General features: G+C 65.3%; 19 protein-coding genes. 10 read left to right on the top strand and 9 right to left on the bottom strand.

Annotated elements, in window-relative coordinates:
• The first annotated feature begins 21 nt into the window (after positions 1–21).
• The 6 genes from KRZ98_RS23680 (at position 22) to KRZ98_RS23655 (ending at position 6782) form a co-directional block, all read left to right on the top strand.
• The gene (locus KRZ98_RS23680) at positions 22–879 is read left to right on the top strand and encodes a GNAT family N-acetyltransferase (protein ID WP_217675608.1); all 858 of its coding nucleotides are present in this window, start codon (positions 22–24) and stop codon (positions 877–879) included.
• On the top strand, positions 876–2339 hold the full coding sequence (locus KRZ98_RS23675) for an NAD-dependent succinate-semialdehyde dehydrogenase (protein ID WP_217675607.1): 1464 nt from the start codon (positions 876–878) through the stop codon (positions 2337–2339). The genes KRZ98_RS23680 and KRZ98_RS23675 overlap by 4 nt, the downstream gene beginning before the upstream one ends.
• Positions 2340–2433: 94 nt before the next feature.
• Positions 2434–3504 (top strand): tartrate dehydrogenase, encoded by a 1071-nt coding sequence (locus KRZ98_RS23670; RefSeq protein WP_217675606.1) that lies wholly within the window; start codon positions 2434–2436, stop codon positions 3502–3504.
• A gap of 141 nt (positions 3505–3645) precedes the next feature.
• Positions 3646–5031, top strand: coding sequence for an aminotransferase class III-fold pyridoxal phosphate-dependent enzyme (locus KRZ98_RS23665; RefSeq protein ID WP_254798822.1), 1386 nt, complete (start codon positions 3646–3648; stop codon positions 5029–5031).
• A gap of 20 nt (positions 5032–5051) precedes the next feature.
• Positions 5052–5546, top strand: coding sequence for an Lrp/AsnC family transcriptional regulator (locus tag KRZ98_RS23660; RefSeq protein ID WP_037490126.1), 495 nt, complete (start codon positions 5052–5054; stop codon positions 5544–5546).
• 90 nt (positions 5547–5636) lie between these two features.
• Positions 5637–6782, top strand: a complete 1146-nt coding sequence (locus KRZ98_RS23655; protein ID WP_217675603.1) for a M20 aminoacylase family protein — start codon at positions 5637–5639, stop codon at positions 6780–6782.
• Between the two features lie 60 nt (positions 6783–6842).
• On the opposite strand, the gene KRZ98_RS23650 is transcribed toward KRZ98_RS23655, so the two are convergent.
• From KRZ98_RS23650 to KRZ98_RS23630, 5 genes are read right to left on the bottom strand one after another with little or no spacing between them, the layout of a single operon-like run.
• Entirely contained in the window at positions 6843–7751 is a 909-nt protein-coding gene (locus tag KRZ98_RS23650; protein ID WP_217675602.1) for a copper resistance protein B, read from the bottom strand.
• Positions 7748–9487 (bottom strand): copper resistance system multicopper oxidase, encoded by a 1740-nt coding sequence (locus KRZ98_RS23645; protein ID WP_217675601.1) that lies wholly within the window; start codon positions 9485–9487, stop codon positions 7748–7750. The genes KRZ98_RS23650 and KRZ98_RS23645 overlap by 4 nt, the downstream gene beginning before the upstream one ends.
• A gap of 6 nt (positions 9488–9493) precedes the next feature.
• On the bottom strand, positions 9494–10069 hold the full coding sequence (locus KRZ98_RS23640; RefSeq protein WP_217675600.1) for a sigma-70 family RNA polymerase sigma factor: 576 nt from the start codon (positions 10067–10069) through the stop codon (positions 9494–9496).
• On the bottom strand, positions 10066–10506 hold the full coding sequence (locus KRZ98_RS23635; protein ID WP_006956626.1) for a periplasmic heavy metal sensor: 441 nt from the start codon (positions 10504–10506) through the stop codon (positions 10066–10068). Before KRZ98_RS23635 ends, KRZ98_RS23640 begins: the two co-directional genes overlap by 4 nt.
• Positions 10503–10763, bottom strand: a complete 261-nt coding sequence (locus KRZ98_RS23630) for a hypothetical protein (protein ID WP_217675599.1) — start codon at positions 10761–10763, stop codon at positions 10503–10505. The genes KRZ98_RS23635 and KRZ98_RS23630 overlap by 4 nt, the downstream gene beginning before the upstream one ends.
• A gap of 145 nt (positions 10764–10908) precedes the next feature.
• On the opposite strand from KRZ98_RS23630, the gene copC reads away from it, so the two are divergent.
• Positions 10909–11289 carry a copper homeostasis periplasmic binding protein CopC gene (gene copC / locus KRZ98_RS23625; protein WP_006956629.1) on the top strand — a complete coding sequence of 127 codons (381 nt, stop codon included), beginning with the start codon at positions 10909–10911 and terminating at the stop codon, positions 11287–11289.
• Between the two features lie 6 nt (positions 11290–11295).
• Positions 11296–12147 (top strand): copper homeostasis membrane protein CopD, encoded by an 852-nt coding sequence (copD, locus tag KRZ98_RS23620; RefSeq protein WP_254798821.1) that lies wholly within the window; start codon positions 11296–11298, stop codon positions 12145–12147.
• Between the two features lie 4 nt (positions 12148–12151).
• Here the strand turns inward: copD and KRZ98_RS23615 are convergent, their stop codons facing one another.
• From KRZ98_RS23615 to KRZ98_RS23600, 4 genes are all read right to left on the bottom strand, one after another.
• Positions 12152–12871, bottom strand: coding sequence for a cupin domain-containing protein (locus KRZ98_RS23615; protein ID WP_217675598.1), 720 nt, complete (start codon positions 12869–12871; stop codon positions 12152–12154).
• 94 nt (positions 12872–12965) lie between these two features.
• The gene (locus tag KRZ98_RS23610; protein ID WP_217675596.1) at positions 12966–15113 is read right to left on the bottom strand and encodes an autotransporter domain-containing protein; all 2148 of its coding nucleotides are present in this window, start codon (positions 15111–15113) and stop codon (positions 12966–12968) included.
• A gap of 121 nt (positions 15114–15234) precedes the next feature.
• Positions 15235–17748, bottom strand: a complete 2514-nt coding sequence (locus KRZ98_RS23605; protein WP_217675595.1) for an ABC transporter permease — start codon at positions 17746–17748, stop codon at positions 15235–15237.
• Entirely contained in the window at positions 17745–18446 is a 702-nt protein-coding gene (locus KRZ98_RS23600) for an ABC transporter ATP-binding protein (RefSeq protein WP_006956636.1), read from the bottom strand. The genes KRZ98_RS23605 and KRZ98_RS23600 overlap by 4 nt, the downstream gene beginning before the upstream one ends.
• Here KRZ98_RS23600 and KRZ98_RS23595 point away from each other — a divergent pair.
• Positions 18445–19158 carry an arylesterase gene (locus KRZ98_RS23595; protein WP_037490140.1) on the top strand — a complete coding sequence of 238 codons (714 nt, stop codon included), beginning with the start codon at positions 18445–18447 and terminating at the stop codon, positions 19156–19158. The genes KRZ98_RS23600 and KRZ98_RS23595 overlap by 2 nt on opposite strands.
• A complete protein-coding gene (locus tag KRZ98_RS23590; protein WP_217675594.1) occupies positions 19151–20200 on the top strand; it encodes an oxidoreductase in 1050 nt (349 codons plus the stop codon). The genes KRZ98_RS23595 and KRZ98_RS23590 overlap by 8 nt, the downstream gene beginning before the upstream one ends.

The raw sequence follows: 20200 nt of genomic DNA, 5'->3' as shown, positions 1-20200 counted from the left end.
TTCCGCCGAGGAGCAAGACGCATGGCGACAGGCATAGAGGCGATGGTGGACCTGCGGGCGATGACCGTGGATGACCTGCCCGCTGCCCACGCGCTTTCCAGTGAACAGAAATGGCCGCACCGGATCGAGGATTGGGACATGCTGCTCAGCCTTGGTTTTGGCTATGTGGCGGAGCGCGATGGCGACGTGATCGGCACGGCCATGGCATGGCTGTACGGCACGGATGCCGCGACGCTGGGGATGGTGATCGTATCGCCCGCCGCGCAGGGCATGGGGCTGGGCCGCCGGTTGATGGAAAAGGTGATGGCGGACCTGGGTGATCGCACGATCCTGCTCAACGCCACCGATGAAGGCGCGCCGCTCTATCGCAAGCTGGGGTTTGAGAGCATCGGCCCGGTCTTTCAGCATCAGGGCGCGGCCTTTGCCGTGCCGGTCGCCAAACTCATCCCCGACGAGCGGGTGCGGCCACTCGGCGCAAAGGACATGCCGACGCTTCATGCGCTGGCGCGGCGGGCGAGCGGCATGAACCGCGACGCGCTGCTCGACGCGCTGGTGCCCGGCGCGCAGGGCGTGGTGCTGACGCGCAGCAATGAGCCGGTGGGCTTTGCCCTGTTTCGCCGGTTCGGGCGCGGCTATGTCGTCGGGCCGACCGTGGCACCCGATACCGGGGGCGCGAAGGCACTGATTTCGCACTGGCTGGGGTCGAACAACGGCATTTTCTGTCGGCTCGACGTGCCGGAGGAAAGCGCCCTGTGCAGTTGGCTGGACGAATTGGGCCTGCCCTGCGTTGGCCGGGTGATGCGCATGGTGCGTGGCCCGTTGCCGCAAACGGACCCTTCGATCAAAATCTTTTCCCTCACGACACAGGCGCTCGGATGACCCTTTCCCTTTCCAACCCCGCCCTTTTCGTCGAGCGCGCCTATATTGGCGGCGCGTGGGTCGGCGCGGCATCCGGCGCGAGCCTGCCGGTCGACAATCCCGCGACCGGTGCGATCATCGGCACGGTGCCCGATTGCAGCGCGGCCGATACCCAGGCGGCGATTGATGCGGCAGAGGCCGCTTTCCCGGCATGGAAGGCACGGACCGCAGGCGATCGCGCCGGCATGCTGGAACGGTGGCACGCGCTGGTGCTGGCCAATCTTGTCGATCTGGGCCGGATCATGACCGCCGAGCAGGGCAAGCCGACCGCCGAGGCCGAGGGCGAAATCCGCTATGCCGCCAGCTTCATCAAATGGTTTGCCGAGGAAGCCCGCCGCGTCGAGGGTGGCATGATTCCCGCCCCCGAAGCCAATCGCCGCATATTGGTGATGAAGGAGCCGATCGGGGTGTCCGCCGCGATCACGCCGTGGAATTTCCCGGCTGCGATGATCACGCGCAAATGCGCGCCTGCGCTGGCAGCGGGATGCCCGGTGGTGGTCAAGCCTTCGGAACTGACGCCATATAGCGCGCTGGCCATGGCGAAGCTGGCCGAGGAAGCGGGTTTCCCCGCGGGCGTGTTCAACGTCGTCACTGGCCTGCCCACCGCGATCGGCGGGGCGTTGACCGCCAGCCCCGTCGTGCGCAAACTGTCCTTTACCGGATCGACCCGCGTGGGCGCTTTACTGATGCGGCAGTGCGCCGACACGATCAAGCGCGTGGGCTTGGAGCTGGGCGGCAATGCGCCGCTGATCGTGTTCGATGACGCCGACATCGACCTGGCCGTCGCCAGCACGATGGTCAGCAAGTTCCGCAATGCCGGGCAAACTTGCGTCTGCGCCAACCGGATATTGGTGCAGGATGGCGTGTACGACCAGTTTGCCGAAAAGCTGGCCAGGGCCGTGTCGGCGCTGAACGTCGCGCCGGGGGATATGCCGGGCAGCACGATCGGGCCGCTGATCAACGTCTCCGCCGCCGACAAGGTGAAGGCGCATGTCGAGGATGCGCTGTCGCATGGCGCGACCCTGTTTGCGCAGGCACCCGAAGGGGCAACGGGGGAGCGTTTTGCGCGTCCGGTGGTGCTGACAGGCGCGACGCGGGACATGCGGCTGGCGGAGGAAGAGACGTTCGGCCCGGTCGCGCCCTTGTTCCGCTTTACCCATGAGGATGAGGCGATCGAGCTGGCCAATGCGACCAGCTATGGCCTGGCCAGCTATTTCTACACCGAAAATCTGCACCGCGCCTTCCGCGTGGCGGAGCGGCTGGAGGCGGGCATGGTCGCGCTCAACAGCGGATCGATCGCCATGGAGGTCGCGCCGTTCGGCGGGGTCAAGATGTCGGGCCTGGGCCGCGAAGGCGCGCATGCGGGGATCGAGGAATATCTGGAGACCAAGGCGTTTCATATCGGCGGGCTGAAACTTTAGCCCACATCCGTTCGCCCTGAGCCTGTCGACGGGTCGTACTTCACTTCAAGACAGAACAGGGCTTCGACAGGCTCAGCCCAAACGGGAGTTATTTATGGCCCGCAACTACAATATCTCCGTCATTCCCGGCGACGGCATTGGCAAGGAAGTCATGCCCGAAGGCATTCGCGTGCTGGAGCGGGCGGCAAGCCTTTATGGTTTCACCATCGCGCAAAAGTGGCAGGATTTCGCCTGCTGCGATTACTATGCCAAACATGGCCAGATGATGCCGGACGACTGGAAGGACCAGATCGGCAAGCCCGATGCGATCTTCTTTGGCGCGGTCGGCTGGCCCAATACGGTGCCGGATCATATCTCGCTGTGGGGATCGCTGCTCCAGTTCCGGCGCGAATATGACCAATATGTCAATCTGCGCCCCGTCCGGCTGATGCCCGGCGTCCCCTGCCCGCTCGTGGGCCGTGAGCCGGGCGATATCGATTTCTGGGTCGTGCGCGAGAACACAGAAGGCGAATATAGCTCGGTCGGCGGCAAGATGTTCCCCGGCACCGATCGCGAGATCGTGATCCAGGAAACGGTGATGACCCGGCACGGCACTGACCGGGTGTTGCGCTATGCGTTCGATCTGGCCGCGACGCGGACACGCAAGCATGTCACCTCCGCCACCAAGTCCAACGGCATCGCCATCACCATGCCCTGGTGGGATGAGCGGGTGGAGGAGATGGCCAAGAATTACCCGACCGTCACCCATGACAAATATCATATCGACATTTTGACCGCACAATTCGTGCTGAACCCCGACCGGTTCGACGTGGTGGTCGCGTCCAACCTGTTCGGCGATATCTTGTCGGACCTTGGCCCGGCCTGCACCGGGACCATCGGCGTGGCGCCATCGGGCAATATCAACCCGGACGGCACCCACCCTTCGCTGTTCGAGCCGGTCCACGGCTCTGCGCCCGACATTGCAGGCAAAGGCATCGCCAATCCGGTCGGCCAAATCTGGTCGGCGGCGATGATGCTGGAGCATCTGGGCGAGGCGGACGCCGCTGCCGCGATCATGCGCGCGGTCGAAACCGTGCTCGCGGAACCCGGCCTGCGCACCGGCGACCTCAAAGGCAAAGCCAACACCGAGCAATGCGGCAAGGCGATTGCTGACGCCTTGACCTGACCTCAAGCGGCGCAGCATAATATGCCGCGCCGTTTCGCCAATACGGCCAGACACAGGCCCGCAACCGGTCAGATTAAGACTTTCCCGCTGCGGCACAAGGATAGGCTGCATCCCATAACCACCATGGCGAGCACCCCGACGATGCACCAATCCAACCGATCCTTGCTAGACATCGACCGCGATCATTTGATCCATTCGGTCACATCCTTCCGCGCCCATGAAGCGCGCGGCGCAACGATGCTGCAAAGCGGCAAGGGCATGTGGCTGACCGACATGGACGGGCGCGAGGTGCTCGATGCCTTTGCCGGGCTGTGGTGCGTCAATGTGGGTTACGGGCAGGATAGCATTGTCGAGGCGGCGGCGGAACAGATGCGCCGCCTGCCCTATGCGACGGGCTATTTCCATTTCGGTTGCGAGCCTGCCGCGCGGCTGGCGGAGCGGCTGGTCGCCCTGTCGCCAGAGGGGCTGGACCATGTCTATTTCACGCTGGGCGGGTCGGACGCGGTGGACAGCGCGATCCGCTATATCACCCATTATTTCAACGCGATCGGTAAGCCGACCAAAAAGCAGTGCATCGCGCTGGAGCGGGGCTATCATGGATCGAGCAGCAGCGGCGCCGGACTGACCGCACTTGCCAATTTCCACCGCAATTTCGACCTGCCGCTGCGCTGGCAGCATCATATCGCGTCGCCCTACCCCTATCGCAGCGATCTGGAAGGCGATGATGCCGCCATCATCGCCCGGTCGGTGCAGCAGTTGAAGGACAAGGTCGCGGACCTCGGCGCGGACAATGTCGCTGCCTTCTTCTGCGAGCCGATCCAGGGATCGGGCGGGGTGATCGTGCCGCCGGTGGGTTGGCTCAAGGCCATGCGGCAGGCGTGCGATGAGCTGGACATATTGCTGGTCGCTGATGAGGTCATCACCGCCTTTGGCCGTACCGGGCCGATGTTCGCCTGCGAAGCGGAGGGCGTGACGCCCGACCTGATGACCGTCGCCAAGGGGCTGACCGCCGGTTATGTGCCGATGGGCGCGGTGCTGATGTCGGACAAAGTGTATCAGGGCATTGCCGATGGCGCGGCGGCCGACGTGGTGATCGGCCATGGCGCGACCTATTCGGGCCATCCGGTGAGCGCGGCGGTGGGGCTGGAAGTGTTGCGCCTCTATACCGATGGCGGAATATTGGCGAACGGTCAGAAAGTGGCCGCGCGGTTCGACGCGGGCCTGGCGGGCATTGCCGACCATCCGATGGTCGGCGACACGCGCGGGCGAGGGTTGCTGGGGGCTATCGAACTGGTGGCGGACAAGGGGACCAAGGCGCGGTTCGACCCGGCGCTCAAAATCGCCGACCGGCTGTTTGCCGATGGCTATGCCAATGGCGTCATTTTCCGCGCCTTTGCCGACAACATCATCGGCCTGGCCCCGGCGCTCTGTGCATCGGACGCGGAGATGGACGAGATATTCGCGCGCATACGAAAAACACTCGACGGCTTGCTCGAACAGGCCGATATTCGCGCGGCGCTGGGATAAATATAAGGGGGAGCAAGGACATGTTGGGCGGACCCAGACTGGACAGGATCGACCTGAAAATCCTGACGCAGCTTCAGCAGTCGGGCCGGATCACCAATGTCGAACTGGCCGATGCGGTCGGCCTTTCCCCCAGCCCCTGCCTCACCCGCGTGAAACGGCTGGAGAAGGCGGGCTATATCACCGGCTATGGCGCGCATATCAACCTGCACAAGCTGGGCGAATTTCTGACCGTCTTTACCGAAGTCACGCTGAGCGAGCATCGGTCGGGCGACTTTTCCCGGTTCGAGACGCGCATCCGCAAGCTGGACGAAATCGTCGAATGTCATCTGGTCAGCGGCGGATACGACTATCTGCTGAAATTCGTGACGCGCGGCGTCGGCCATTATCAGTCGATCATCGAGGGGATGCTGGAAAGCGATTACGGCATCGAAAAATATTTCAGCTATGTCGTGATCAAATCGCCCTTCATCAAACATCATTATCCGATCCAGCATCTGTTCGGTGAGCAGCGTTAGGATTTGGGGGCGAGGTGGGTTCCCGCGCAGGCGGGAACCAAGTCGAAACGGCGGGACCGGGTTCCCGCCTGCGCGGGAACACGATATTTTATGACCGATATTGCTGATCTGATTGACCCGCTGATCGCGTTCCGCCGCGACATTCATGCGCACCCGGAACTGGGCTTTTGCGAGCATCGCACCGCCGGGCGGATTGCCGAGCAGCTGCACGCGCTGGGGCTGGAAGTGCATGAGGGGATCGGGCGGACGGGCGTGGTGGGCGTGTTGCGCAACGGCGCGTCGGGGCGCAGCATCGGGCTGCGCGCGGACATGGACGCCCTGCCGATCGAGGAGCAGACCAACCTGCCCTGGGCCAGCAAGACGCCGGGCACCTTCCACGGCTGCGGCCATGACGGCCATGTCGCGATGCTGCTGGGCGCGGCGCAGCAACTGACGCGCAGCCGCAATTTCGACGGGACAGTCAATTTCTTCTTCCAGCCCGCCGAAGAGGGGCAGGGCGGCGCGCGCGAGATGGTGCAGGAAGGGCTGTTCGAGCGCTTCCCGTGCGACCGGGTGTTCGGACTGCATAACTGGCCCGATCTGCCCGCCGGCACCATCGCGACCCGGCCCGGCCCGATCATGGGTGCGGCGGACAAGTTTGAGATCGTGCTGGAAGGGCGCGGTGGCCATGCCGCGATTCCGCAGGATACGCCCGACGCCATCCTGGCGGCGGCCAGCCTTGTGACGCAGATGAACGCGATCATAGCGCGCCGGATCGCGCCGACCGCATCGGCGGTGCTGTCGATCACGCAAATCCATGGCGGGCATACGCATAATGTGATCCCCGCCGAGGTTCGCATCGGCGGGACGGTGCGGACGTTCGATCCAGCGGTACAGGACAAGATCGAAGCGTCGATCCGCGAGATCGCGGCCGGTGTGGCACTGGCCAATGGCTTGAGCGCGACAGTCGATTATCAGCGTTACTATCCGGCGACGATCAACGATGCCGAAGCGGCGCAGGAGGCGCTGGACGCCGCCGCGACCGTTGGCATAGCGCAACTGGCGCCCGATCCCGCCTTCACGTCAGAGGATTTCGCCTTCATGCTGCAAGCGTGCAAGGGCGCCTATATCTGGCTGGGTCAGGCAAAACCGGACGGCGGGGCACCGCTGCACAACCCGCATTATGATTTCAACGACGATGTGCTGGGGCTGGGTATCCGGCTGCATGTCGCGCTGGTCGAGCGGCATTTGGGGTAAGCACAAACCTCCGTTCGTTTCGAGCGAAGTCGAGAAACGAACGGAGGGGGGTAGTTCAGGTCAAAACCAGAAACGCACGCCCATCACCAGACTGGTGGCTGACGCGCCCTCCCCCGCCGCGCGCGCATAGCGGGCGGTGTCGCCCAGCTTGCGTTCCCAGTGGACGCCGACATAGGGCGCAAATTCGCGGGCGAATTCGTAGCGCAGGCGCAGGCCCAGTTCGATGTCGGAGATACCCGACCCGATGCCCAATTCCGGCACGTCCTGCGCGGCGATATTCATTTCGGCGGCGGGTTGCAGGATCAGGCGCTGGGTGATGCGCTGGTCGTAGCTGCCCTCCAGCCGGAGATGGGCGTCGCCCTTCGTGGACAGGAACGCCTGCGCACCGACCTCGAACCAGTAAGGAGCGAGGCCTTCGATACCGACCACGGCGTAAGTGCGTTGGGGTTGCGGGCGGAAATCCTGCCGCACACCCGCCTCGACATTGAACCAGGGGTTGAGCGCCCGGCTGTAGAGCGCCTGTAGTTCCGCGCTTTCAAGCGCGCCGCCGACTTCGCCCTCGCCTTCGGTCTTGAACGCGAAACGGTTGATGTCGCCGCCGATCCAGCCCTCGCCCTCCCATGCGTAACCGTTCGCGCCCTTGTGCGCGCGATATTCGAGGCGGTCGAGCATCAGCTGCGAGAAACTCATGCCGCCGCTTTCCTTGATCATGGCGGCGCGGGCGCGGGCCATGGTGGCGGCGGGGTAGAAGGCTTCGGCGGCATGGTCGGTCGGGATCGGCGGGGCATCACCCTGCGGCACGCTGTCGTCGGTCGCCGGCATGGTGTGACCGGCATGGGGATCGGCAGGCGTGGCTTCCGGCGCAGGCGACGTCTGGTGTACGCCATGGTCCATCTGGCTATGGTCCATTTGTGCCAGTGCGGGTGTGGCGGTGCTGGCCAGCAGCAGGGCGGCGATCAGGCGCTTCATGCCGCGTCCTCCGCGTGGCGGACAGTCACGACGCGCATCATCCCCGTATGCATGTGCATCAGCATGTGACAGTGGAACGCCCAGTCGCCCAGCGCATCGGCGGTCAGGTCGAAACTGATCTTGCCGCCGGGCAGGACGTTGACCGTATGCTTGCGCGGGTTGTGGGCCGCATCCTCGCCAGTGATCAGCTGGAAGAAATGGCCGTGGATATGGATGGGGTGCGGCATCATCGTGTCGTTGATCAGGGTGACGCGCACCCGCTCCATATGGCGGAAAGCGATGGGGTCTGCGCCGTCCGACAGCTTCACCCCGTCGAAGGACCACATATAGCGTTCCATATTGGCGGTCAGGTGAATGTCGATCGACCGGGTCGGGGAGCGCGCATCTTCGTTGGGTTCCAGCGATCGCAGGTCGGCATAGGTAAGGACGCGATGGTCGACATCCTCCAGCCCCGTAGGCCGGTCCGCCGTGCGGTCGGCGGGCATGGAGGAGAGCGTAGCCACCCCCGGTCCCATCGGCACATTGGGCGCGACCGAGGGGTCGAGCATCTTCATACTATGCCCCGCCATGCTCTCATTTGCGGGTTGGCTGAGGTCGATCACACCTCCCTGCCCCATGTCCATGCCGGCCATGTCCATTCCCATATCCTTCATGGTGAGGAGAGGCCGGGCGCGCAGCGGCGGGATGGCCGCGACCATGCCGATCTGCGGCGCGAGTGTCGCGCGGACCAGGCCGGAGCGGTCGATGGCTTCGGCGATCAGGGCATAGGCGGTGGCGTCGGTCGGCTGGACGATCACGTCATAGGTTTCGGCGATGCCGATCTGGAATTCGTCGGTCTCGACCGGCTGGACATGCTGGCCGTCGCATTGCACCACGGTCATGGGCAGGCCGGGAAGGCGCACGTTGAAATTGGTCATGGCCGATGCATTGATGATGCGCAGGCGGACCCGCTCGCCCGGCGTGAACAGCCCGGTCCAGTTTTCCGCTATACCATGGCCATTGACCAGAAAGCTGTAGGTGGAGCCGGTGACGTCCGAAATATCGGTCGGGTCCATCCGCATCTTGCCCCAGTCGATCCGGTCCTTGAGGGGCTGGTCCTTGCCCTTGAGCAATCCGGCCAGAGTCTGGCGCTGCATATTATAATAGCCGCCCGATTGCTTCAGGCGCTTGAGCTGCACATGGGGGTGGACCGGCGACCAGTCGGACAGGACGATCACATGCTCGCGCGTCGCCTGCACCGGATCGACGCCAGCGGGATCGATGACGATCGGGCCATAATGGCCCATCGCCTCCTGCATCCCCGAATGGCTGTGATACCAGTAGGTACCCGACTGGCGGATGGGGAATTCATAATGGAAGGTTTCGCCCGGCGCGATGCCGGGGAAACTGACGCCCGGCACGCCGTCCATCTGGAAGGGGACGATCAGGCCGTGCCAGTGGATCGATGTGTCCTCTTTCAGACGATTGGTGACGGACAGACGGACATTCTGCCCTTCGCGCAACCGGATCAGCGGCGCGGGGACGGTGCCGTTGATGGTGATCGCGTGGGCAGATCGTCCACCGGTGGCGAAATGACTGTCGGCCACGGTCAGTGCTATGGTTTCGCCCGACAGGACGCCCGGTGCGGGGTGCAGGCCGTGCGTGCCGCTTTGCGCCCAGGCGGGGAAAGCGTTGGCGAGGCCAAGGGCAGCGGCGCTTTTGAACAGGGTGCGGCGGTCGAGGGTCAGGTTGGTCATGCCCCTTCATACGCGGGGCAAGGCGTCATCCCTCAAACTTTCCGACAATTTTGCGCGCGCGCGATAGAGGCGGGTTTCGACCGCCTTTTCGGTCAGGCCCAGCGCGGCGGCGGTATCCGCCTGGCTCATCGCCTCGATCGTGCGGAGCAGCAGCACATCCTTCAGCGTCGTGGGCAGCGCGGCGATGGCGGCGTTGATGCGGGCGAGTTCGCGCTGCGATTGCAGCGCCTGTTCCGGGTCTGACGCGGCGTCGGCGATATCGCCGGCTTCGTCGATGGGGCGAGCAAAGGCGAAGAAGCGCCGTACCGCGCGGCGGCGGCCCCAGTCGCGGCATTTGTTGAGCGTGATCCGCGCGATCCATGTGCGAAACGGGCGCGCGCCATCATAACGGCCCAACGCGGCAAAGGCGGCAACAAATACCTCCTGCGTGATGTCGAGCGCTTCGTCGCCATCGCCGACATGGCCGCGCGCCAATCGCCACACGGCATCGCGGTGCCGTCGCATCAACGCGGCATAAGCATCCTGATGCCCGGCCAGCGCCAGCGTGGCCAGCGCCCTGTCATCGGGTTCGGCTGCACTCACCGGGGGGCGGGCTGGGTCAGTGCCTTGACGACGGCCGCGTCAAACTGGGCCGCCTGATCGGGGCGCAGCACCGCGCGCATCGCGAAAATATGCTGGAGCGTCTCCTTTTGCAGCGCGCCCATGACATGATGGGTGCGGTCCACGGCTTGGCCGACCTGCGGGCCATAGCCATGTTCCGCCGCAATCGCCTGCGCCAGCCGGGCATTGTCGGCGCGCATTTCCGCCTCCAGCGCTTCGCGGCGAATGGCGAAGGCGGCTTCGAGCGCGTGGATGCGCTGTTCCTGGGCCGCATCGAGCGTCAGCTTCTCATGCAGCAGGGCATGGACTTCGCTTTCCACGCGCGGCGGCGGCGCGATCCACAACCGCGCGCACAGCACCGCCGCCAGTGCAGCGGCGAAGGCGACCAGCGCGACGAGCAGGTAGCGCTTCAGGCTCATTGGCCGAGCAGACGCGACGGCGCGTAATCCGACATGCCGATCGGCGTGGAGGCGGCCTGCGCGGGCGCCGACGGCACGATGCTGCCCGCCCAGCCGATGCCGAGCGCCAGCAATCCGGCGAGCATCAGGCTGCGCCGTGCCATGCCCTGTTCGCGGCGGCAGACAACAGCCTGCATGACCGCGCCGTCCATCTGCTCCAGCCGGGCGTCGGCCGGCATCGCGCGTATCTGCCCCAGCAACTGATCAAGATCACTCATTTGCACATGCTCCATCCTCATCGCGGCATACGCGCGGCGCGCGCCGATCCCTCATCCGGCGAGGACAAAAAATCATGCACCTGCGATGAGGGGTCGGGCAAGTCCATGCGTAATATCCCCTAACCACCATCATGGAGAAGTCCGCATGTCCCGTTTCCTGACCGCCGCCATCGCCCTGTCGATCGCCATCCTGCCCGGTACGGCGCTGGCCCATAGCAAACTCCTGTCGTCCAGCCCCGCCGCCAATGCGACCGTGGCCAAGCCGACCAAGCTGACTCTCACTTTTTCCGAGAAATTCCTGGGGCCGCTTTCGGGCATCGATCTGGTCATGACCGGGATGCCGGGCATGAGCGATCATGCGCCGATGCCGATCAAGGGGTTCAAAACCGTGGTCGCGCCTGATGGCAAGACGATGATCGTCACCCTGCCCCGCGCGCTCCCTGCTGGCAGCTATGACCTGAAATGGCATATTGTCGGCGCCGACCAGCACAAGATGGAAGGCGGCTACAGCTTCAAGGTCAAGTAAGCCGTCATGGATGCGGGGATGCTGCTACTGGCGCGCTTTGGCCTGATGGCCGACCTGGCCCTGCTCATGGGCCTGCCATTATTCTGGTGGGCGATGGGCATGGCGGGGCAGCGCGCATTGCTGGTCGCGCTGGCGTTGGGAGGCATGGCGCTGTCGGCGCTGTGGCTGCTGGCCAGCGCGGCGAGCATGACCGGCACCCCGTTACTGCCGCCCGACTGGGCGACGGCAGAGATTTTGCTGACGATGACGCCGATCGGCCCGGTGCTGGTGGTGCGGGGCGTGGCCTTGCTGGCGGCTCTTGTGCTGGCTGTTGCCGGGCAGGATCGCTGGGTATTGATCCCGGCCGCCGTCGCCGCTGCAACGATCGCCTGGACCGGCCATGCGGGGGCAACCGAAGACGTCGCCGGGTCTGTTCACCGCGCCGCCGATGTCGCGCATATCTGGGCAGCTTCGGGGTGGATCGGAGCGCTGGCCGCATTGCTGCACGCGGTAACGGCGCGCCGCCCCAATATTGATCGGGTCGCGGTGATGCTGGCGAAGTTTTCGCTGCTGGGAACCCTGTTCGTAGCCACTCTGGTCATGACCGGGGTGGTCAACAGCCTGATGATCGTGGGCGTGGCCGACCTGCCTGCGCTGGTGGGCAGCCGCTATGGCTGGCTGCTGGGCGCGAAGCTGGCTGTGTTCGGCGCGATGCTGGGGCTGGCGGCGCTCAATCGCTGGCGGCTGACCCCGGCGCTGGAGCGGGGTGCTGAAGGCGCGATCGCCGCGCTGCGTCTCTCACTATTGCTTGAGACGGGCGCGGCGATCGGCATTTTGGTGCTGGTGGCCGGGCTGGGGACGCTGGATCCCCTCGCCTGAGCCATCACGCCGGACGGTAGATGGCATACACCTTCTTGACGTGGACCTGGCTGTCCCAGCTGCATGATGCGCCCTGTTCGACCAGGAAGATATCGCCCTTGCCGAACGTCCCTTGCGCCCCCGCGCCATCGACGAAGGTGACGCTGCCATCGAGCAGATACATCAGCTCATAATGGCGATAGGCCATCGAACGGCGGTGATAGGGGGTTGAATCCCAGGTGCCGCAGACAAATTCACCATCGGCCGAGCGATAGTCGGTGAAGTTACGGCAGGACGGGGTCGGCCCGACCAGCAGTTCGGCAAGCGGCGCGCCCGACGGTTCGAGCGGAGCCTTGGTGTCGATCGGGATGATCGCGCCATCGGCTACGGAGCCGCCGGTGCGGCGCACGAAGAGAAGGCGGCTGTCGGCTGCCGCTATCCAGTCGAAGCCTGCGCCTTCGCACAGGACAATGCTGTCGCCTTCGTTCAGCGTGCGCTGGTCAATCTGGACGCTGCCGGATTCGACGATGACAAATTCGTCGGCGGGCAGGACCGCGACCGATCCGCTGCCCTGCGGCAGGGCGATCAACCCGATCGTCACCGGACCTTCGGGCTGGGGCAGCAACGCGCGGGCGGACAGGAAGGCGTCGCCCTCCCCCGCCGCCACCGTCACGCCCGCCGCCCAGGCGCGCAGATCGACAAAGGAGCGCGTCACCCCCTGCGCCATTGTTGCCACACTCGTCATGCCTGCCTCCACCTGTCAATGAAGACCATGGCTTACCCCGCATGGCGCGACAGGATCGGCCGACGAGGGATCGGCCGACCGCAGCGCCTGCCGTTCAGAAGCCGAAGCGCAGGCCAATGCTGCCGCTCAGCTGTGCGTCCTCGCCCCCGCCGATCCGGGCATGGCTGGAAAGGCTGAGCAGCGCCGATCCACCCAGCCCGATGTCGAGATCCAACCCGACACGACCCCAGTTGCGATCAACCGCCGGCGAAGCCAGCACAAAACCGCCTGCGCCAATGATCGTGCCGGTCAGGGCAGCTCGATCCTGATCGAGCCGGTGAACCCATTCACCCGACGCCTGGAGCGACATGCTCGTCCCGATCGGCATCGCCGTCACCGCGCCAAGCCGGACTTCGTCAAAGCCCGCTTCCGACCGGTTGAGCTGGACCGGGAAGCCGCCGCCGGTTTCGGTATAGCCGTCGATGCTGACCCGGCCATGGGTATAGGCGGCATAGGAGGACAGGCTGACCACGCCGAATTTTGCCATGTCGCGCCAGTCGATCCGCCCGCGCACTGCCCAGCTGCGCGCGTCGGTTTCGCCCCGCGACTGGTCGGTCGCAGTGCCATTGCGATAGGCGCGGTCGATGCGCAGGTTCCAGTCGGCATAATAGCCGGTCAGGCTGAGAAGGACGGGCGTATCGGGGATGCGCGCGTCAATTTCACCGACCAGATGATAGCCATCGCCCTTAAACCGGCCACCCGATGACAAATCCTGATCCGCGCCACCCAGCCCGCCACCAAGGCCGATCCGCACGGCATCACCCAGATCATGGCACAGGCCGACCTCGCCCAGCCAGGCGTTGCGATCCTGCCGCCCATGGGCGAAGTCCCCGGTGGCCCAGACGCAACCGCGCCCGGTCCGGGTAAAATCCGTCAACGGGCGGTGATGGGCACCGAACAAGGTCAGGCTGGCCGCGTTGAGGATGGTGTTGAGACCGACACCGCCGTCCGACACGGTGGCGAGGAAATCGACCAGACCGATAACGCCGGTGCCGGGGGTCGGCGTAGGAGTTGGCGTAGGCGTGGGCGTGGGCGTAGGCGTTGGGGTTGGGGTTGGGGTTGGGGTTGGGGTTGGCGCAGGTGTGGCCGCCGCGACGCGGGCAATATATTCCTGCGTCTTGCCGTTGATCTGGCCGGTGCCGATGATGGTCCGGCCATCGTCGCTGATCGCGACCGCGTCGGTGAAGCTGTCGGAACCGACCGAAACGCCCGCGCTGGTGAGCCAGGCGACAACCGTCTGGATGCCAGTGGTCGATGTCCAGCGCATCGCCAGCGTATCCTGAATGGAGGGCACCACGGTCGATGGACGGGTGGCCGAACCCACGATCACGCTGCCATCGGCATTGACCGCATAGGCGCGACTGTCCGTCCCGCCTTCCAGCAGGCCCAGCGACACCATGCCGCCGCTGCTGTTGTTCCAGCGGAATGCCTGTGCCCGGTCATTGCTGCCCGCCGAAAAGCCGACAATGGTGCCGCCATCGGCCGACACATCGGTTGCGCGGCTATAGGCACCTGCATCGGCAGATTGCGAGGCAAGGACGCCCAATCCCTGCATCCCCCCGCTGGCGGTCCAGGCAAAGGCTTCGTTGGTGCGGGCCGAAGTGCCGCCATAGCCGATGATGACGCCGCCATCGCGGCTGGCGCGCTGGGCGATGGAATAGGCAAAGGATCCACCGTGCAGATCCTGCGCCACGCCCTTGTCGATCCAGCGCACGGCATGGGTTGTACCATTATCGATCGTGCTGCTGCCCACCGCGACCTGGCCATTGCCCGATACCCCAAAGGCCACGCTGTTCTGGACCGAGGCGCTGGTCGCCAAATGGCCCAGTTCGGTCAGCACCGTCCCTTCCCATATGATCGCGCTGCCGCGTGTGGCCGACCCGGTCTGCGACACGCCCACGATCACGCGACCATCGTCAGACACCCCGTTGGCCAGGACATAGGCGTGCCCCGACAGGCCGCTGAGCCGTTCATAGCCGCTGGCCGTAATACGATAGGCTTCGTGGTTGGTCGCATCCCGGCGGACCACGCCTGCAATGGTCGTGCCGTCGCCCGACAGGTCGCGAAAAGCCGCGCCGATATTGGGTGTGGGCAGGGCTGGTATCGCCTCATGCCCGGTTACGCCCGCACTTTGCGCCAGCGCGGGCGCGGCGGCCGCACCGATCGCGACCATCATGCCGACACCCAAAATCTGCTTCTTCATGTTTCACCCCCACAGCGTAACGATTGGATCGAGGGGCGAAATAGATGTTCGGACACGCGGAAGGCACGTGACAAAGCCTGTCAGGGTCTAGCTAACGCCATTTGTCATTGTCGCCAGCATGTTACAACTGGCGCAGCGCGGTCGCGGGACGCACCGAGAGCAGCGGGATCGATCCGGCAAGGCCAATGCCCAGCGTCAGCAATGCGCCGCCACCCAGCGTTGCCAGCACGACCAGCCAGTCGGGTGACCAGTGGAACTCGAAGATCTGGACGATCACGAACCAGGCCGCGCCGGACCCCAGCGCCAGCGCGACGAGCGCCAGCATCGTGGCGAGCAGGCCATATTCGAGCGCCTGCCCGCCCAATAATTGCGCGCGGGTCGCGCCCAGCGTTTTCAGGATCACACTGTCATAGCTGCGCGCCTGACGCGACGCGGCGATGGCACCGACCAGCACGGCTATGCCCGCCAGAATCGCGACCGAGGCGGCGGCAACGATGGCGGCGGACATTTGCGTCATGATCGCGCCGACCTGTGCAATGACTTCACCGACCGCGATCACCGACACGCCGGGAAAGGCGGTGAGCAGGTCGCGGGTGACCGCGCTGTCGTGGCGCGTATCCATGGTGATGGTCGCGGCCAGGCTGTGCGGCGCGGCGGAAACGATGCCGGGGGAAAAGACGAGGATATAGTTGAAGCCCATCGTATCCCAGTTGATCTTGCGCAGGGAGGCGATGCGTGCGGTGATTTCGCGCCCCAGCAGGCTGACGGTCAATGTATCGCCAACGCCAATACCCAGCAGCTTGGCGGCCTCTGCATCAAAGGAGACGAGCGGTGGTCCGGCATAATCGGGTGCCCACCATTCCCCCGCGACCAGATCGCTGCCCTGCGGCAGGGTCGCGCTGTAGGTGACGCCACGCTCGCCGCGAAGGAACCAGGCACCTTCGGGCAGTTCGGCCAGGTCGGCAACGCGCTGATTGCCATAAGCGACTATCGTGCCACGCAGGGAAGGAACGATGTTGAACTGCGCGTCCGGGGCTTGTTTGCGCACGACGGCCTGGAAGCGGTCGGCCTGTGCCGACGGGATATCCAGCACGAACTGCGCCGGGGCGGTCTTGGGCACGACATTGCGGATTTCACTGTCGAGGCTGGTCTGGATGCCCGCCAGCGTCACGAACAAGGTCAGCGCCAGGCCGAGCGCGACGATCAGCGCGGCGGTCTGCGCGCCGGGACGGTGGAGATTGGCCAGCGCCAGGCGCAGCAGGGGCCGACGCGGGCGCGGCGCGCGCTGGGCGATCTGGCGCACGCCCCAGCCAATGCCGAGCAGGAGCAGCAGGACCGCAGCAGTCGCACCCAGCACCGCGGCGGAGAAGAGCGGTTCCCGCGCCGTGCCGAGCGCCAGTGCCACGAGCAACGCGCCCGCCGCCGTCATGGCAAGGATGCTGCGCCGGTCGATGCCGTGGCGCGGATCGACCACGCCGCGAAAGATCAAGGCGGCAGGCTGGGTCCGAGCGCGGGCGAGCGGCGGCAGGGTGAAGAGGAAGGCGATCAGCAGGCCATAGGCGGCGCTGGTGACGAGCGGCAGCGGGTGAAGCCGGAAGCCGGGGCTGACCGGCAGCACATCACCGGCCAGCGCGACGATCGCAGGGGGTAGAAGCGCCCCGACGAAAAGCCCGCAGGCGATGCCGAGCAGCGCGATACAGCCAATCTGGAGCAGGTAGATGCGCGCAATGTCGCTGGACGTCGCGCCCAGCACTTTGAACGTCGCAATGCCGGGGCGTTTCAATGCGAGATAGGAGGCGACGCCGTTGCTGACGCCGATGCCCGCGATCACCAGCGCGGCAAGGCCGATGAGCGAGAGAAACTGCCCCATGCGGATGATGAAGCGGCTGGCCCCCGGCGCGGCGTCATCACGGTCCTTATATTCCCAACCGGCCGACGGATATTGTTTTTCCAGATCGTCCCGAACCGCCTTTGCATCGGTCCCGGCGGGCAGGCGCAGGCGATATTTGCTGTTATAGAGGCTGCCAGGCTGGATCAGGCCGGTGCGACGCAATCCGTCGAGCGAGATGATGGCGACCGGGCCAAGCGTGAAGCCCTCGCCCAGCCGATCGGGTTCGTCGGCGATGATCGCGGCGATGGTGAAGGTCGCGGTGCCATAGATCAGCCGGTCGCCGGGTTTGACAGTCAGCCGGTCAGCGAGTGCGGGACCGATCAGGATATGGTCGGGCGCCAGTGGCGCGCGATAAGTTCCGCCTTGCAGGGTCAATGTGCCATAAAGCGGATAGGCGCTGTCCACGCCCTTGAGTTCGGTCAGCACGGCGGGCGCATCGGGCCGCTCACCCCGCGCCATGGCGCGCAGGCGGATTGTCTCGCTCAATGTGCCGAAACGGCGGAACGCGGCTTTCTCGCCCTCCCCTGCTTCGCGCTGGGTCATCGCGATTTCCACGTCGCCGCCCAGCAATCCCTGCCCGCGCTGGCTCAGTTCCTGCGTGATGGCAGAGGTCAGGCTGCCGATCGCGGCCAGCGTGGCGACGCCCAGGAACAGGCAGAGGAACAACAGCCGCAATCCCCGGAACCGGCCAAGCAGATCACGCCGGGCGATGCGCCAGCTTGTCGCCCAATTGAGCGCGCTCATGCAGCGCGGTCCGAAACGATCTGGCCGTCGCGCATTTCCACGATCCGGCCGCAGCGTTCGGCCAATGCCGGATCATGGGTGATGATGACCAATGTTGCACCCGCCGCCCGCTGGCGATCGAACAGCAGGTCCATGATGGTGACCCCGGTGGTCGCGTCGAGATTGCCGGTCGGTTCGTCGGCGAACAGGATGGTCGGGCGTGGCGCGACGGCGCGGGCGATGGCGACGCGCTGTTGCTCCCCGCCTGACAATTGGGCGGGATAATGGTCCAGCCGGTGGCCTAGCCCGACCGCGCGCAATTCATCGGCGGCACGGGCGAAGGCGTCCGCTTCCCCCGCCAGTTCCAGCGGCACGGCGACATTTTCCTGAGCGGTCATGGTGGGAAGCAAGTGGAAACTTTGCAACACGATGCCGATGCGGCCCCGCCGGGCGCGGGCCAGCGCATCCTCATCCAGCGCGCCGAAATCGACCCCGCCGATATGCACGTCCCCGCCGCTGGCGCGTTCCAGCCCGCACAATACCGCCATCAGCGAGCTTTTGCCCGATCCCGATGCGCCCAGGATAGCGATGCTTTCGCCGCGCAACAGGGTGAGATCGACGCCCTTCAATATCTGGACTGGCGCGTCGCGGGTGCCAAGCGAGAGGGTGACATTATGCGCGCGGATCGCGATAGTGGCTGGATCGATAGGCATATGCATGAAGAAGGAGCGCTCCTTGGCGGGCAGATATTGGCAATATGGGGCACTGGCGCTGTTTGTCCAACTGGCAGGCGCATGTTCGGACAAGGCACCGCCCCCACCCCCGGTCGCCAACAGTGCGCAGGCCACCCCTGCCGCCGCGCCGGTGGCCGATGGCAAGCTGGTCGTGACATTCGGCGACAGTCTGTATGCCGGCTATAATCTGGATCAGGACAAGGGGCTGGCCCCGGTGCTGGAGCAGGCTTTGGCCGCGCGCGGGATGAAGGCGCAGGTCGTCAATGCCGGCGTGTCGGGCGATACCAGTGCGGCGGGGCTGGCGCGGCTGGCCTTCACGCTGGACGGGCTGGCGCGCAAGCCGGACCTGATACTGGTGGGGCTGGGTGGCAACGACATGCTGCGCGGCTTGAGTCCTGACGCGACGCGGGACAATCTGGACGCGATCCTCGCCGAGCTGAAAAAGCGGGACATTCCCGTACTGCTGACGGGGATGCTGGCGTCGCCCAATATGGGGCCGGACTATGCCGCCGCCTTCAACCCGATCTTTCCGGCGCTGGCGAAGAAATATGATGCGGCGCTCTACCCTTTCATGCTGGATGGGGTGATCGGCGATCGGGCGCTGCAACTGCCCGATGGTATTCATCCCAATGACAAGGGCGTTGCGGTGATCGTGGGCAAGCTGGCACCGATGGTTGCGGAGGCCTTGCGTGGTTGATGCGATCCGGGTCGGGTTGGTCGGCTATGGCGCGGCTGGCCGCATATTCCACGCGCCACTGCTGCGGGCGGTTCCGGCGATGGCGCTGACGGTCATCAGCACCAGCAAAGCCAATGAAGTGGCAGCGCTCGACCCCACCATCCGTTGTGCCGGGTCAGCGGCGGATATTTTTTCCGATCCCGCGATCGACCTGGTGGTGATTGCGACGCCCAGCGCCACCCATGCGCCGCTCGCCGCCGACGCGCTGCGCGCGGGCAAGCATGTCGTGGTGGACAAGCCGTTCGCCCTGTCACTGGCCGAAGCGAAGGATCTGGCGGCGCTGGCGGCCCAATGTGGCAGGCAATTGGCGGTATTTCACAACCGGCGGTTCGACAGCGATTTTCTGAGCATCCGCGCGGGGATCGAGGATGGTCTGGTCGGGCGGATCACCCATTTTGAATCGCATTTTGACCGGTTCCGGCCGGATGTGCGTGACCGATGGCGCGAGGATGGATCACCGGGGTCGGGCGTATGGTTCGACCTGGGGCCGCATCTGGTCGATCAGGCGCTGGCGATGTTCGGGCGACCGCAGAGCGTGAACGCGGACATTGCGGCCCTGCGCGAAGGATCGGCATCGGACGATTGGGCGCATGTCGTGCTGCTCTATCCTGACATGCGCGTCGTGCTGCACGCCAGCATGAGCGCGCCGGGCGGCGAGGATGGAGGCAGCCCGCGCTTCATGGTGCATGGCATGAACGGCACGCTGGTCAAGAAGCGCCTCGACCAGCAGGAAGCGCAGTTGGTGGCCGGATTGCGCCCCGGCGATCTGGGCTGGGGTGCCGATGACGATCCGGTCGTCTATCATGATGGGCAGGGTCGCGTGACGCTGCGCCAGGCGTTGCCGGGGTGCCAACAGGACTATTATGCACAGGTTGCGACCGCAATCCTGTCCGGCGCGCCCCTGCCCGTAACGCTGGAGCAGGCCGTGGCGGTACAGGAAGTGATCGAGGCGGCGCAGATTTCGGCGCGGGAGGGACGGCGGGTGGCGCTGCCCCTCCCCTGA

Origin of the sequence: Sphingobium sp. AS12 (assembly GCF_019097845.1) — a bacterium.
Classification (GTDB): domain Bacteria; phylum Pseudomonadota; class Alphaproteobacteria; order Sphingomonadales; family Sphingomonadaceae; genus Sphingobium.
This window is presented reverse-complemented; position numbering and strand designations above follow the sequence as displayed.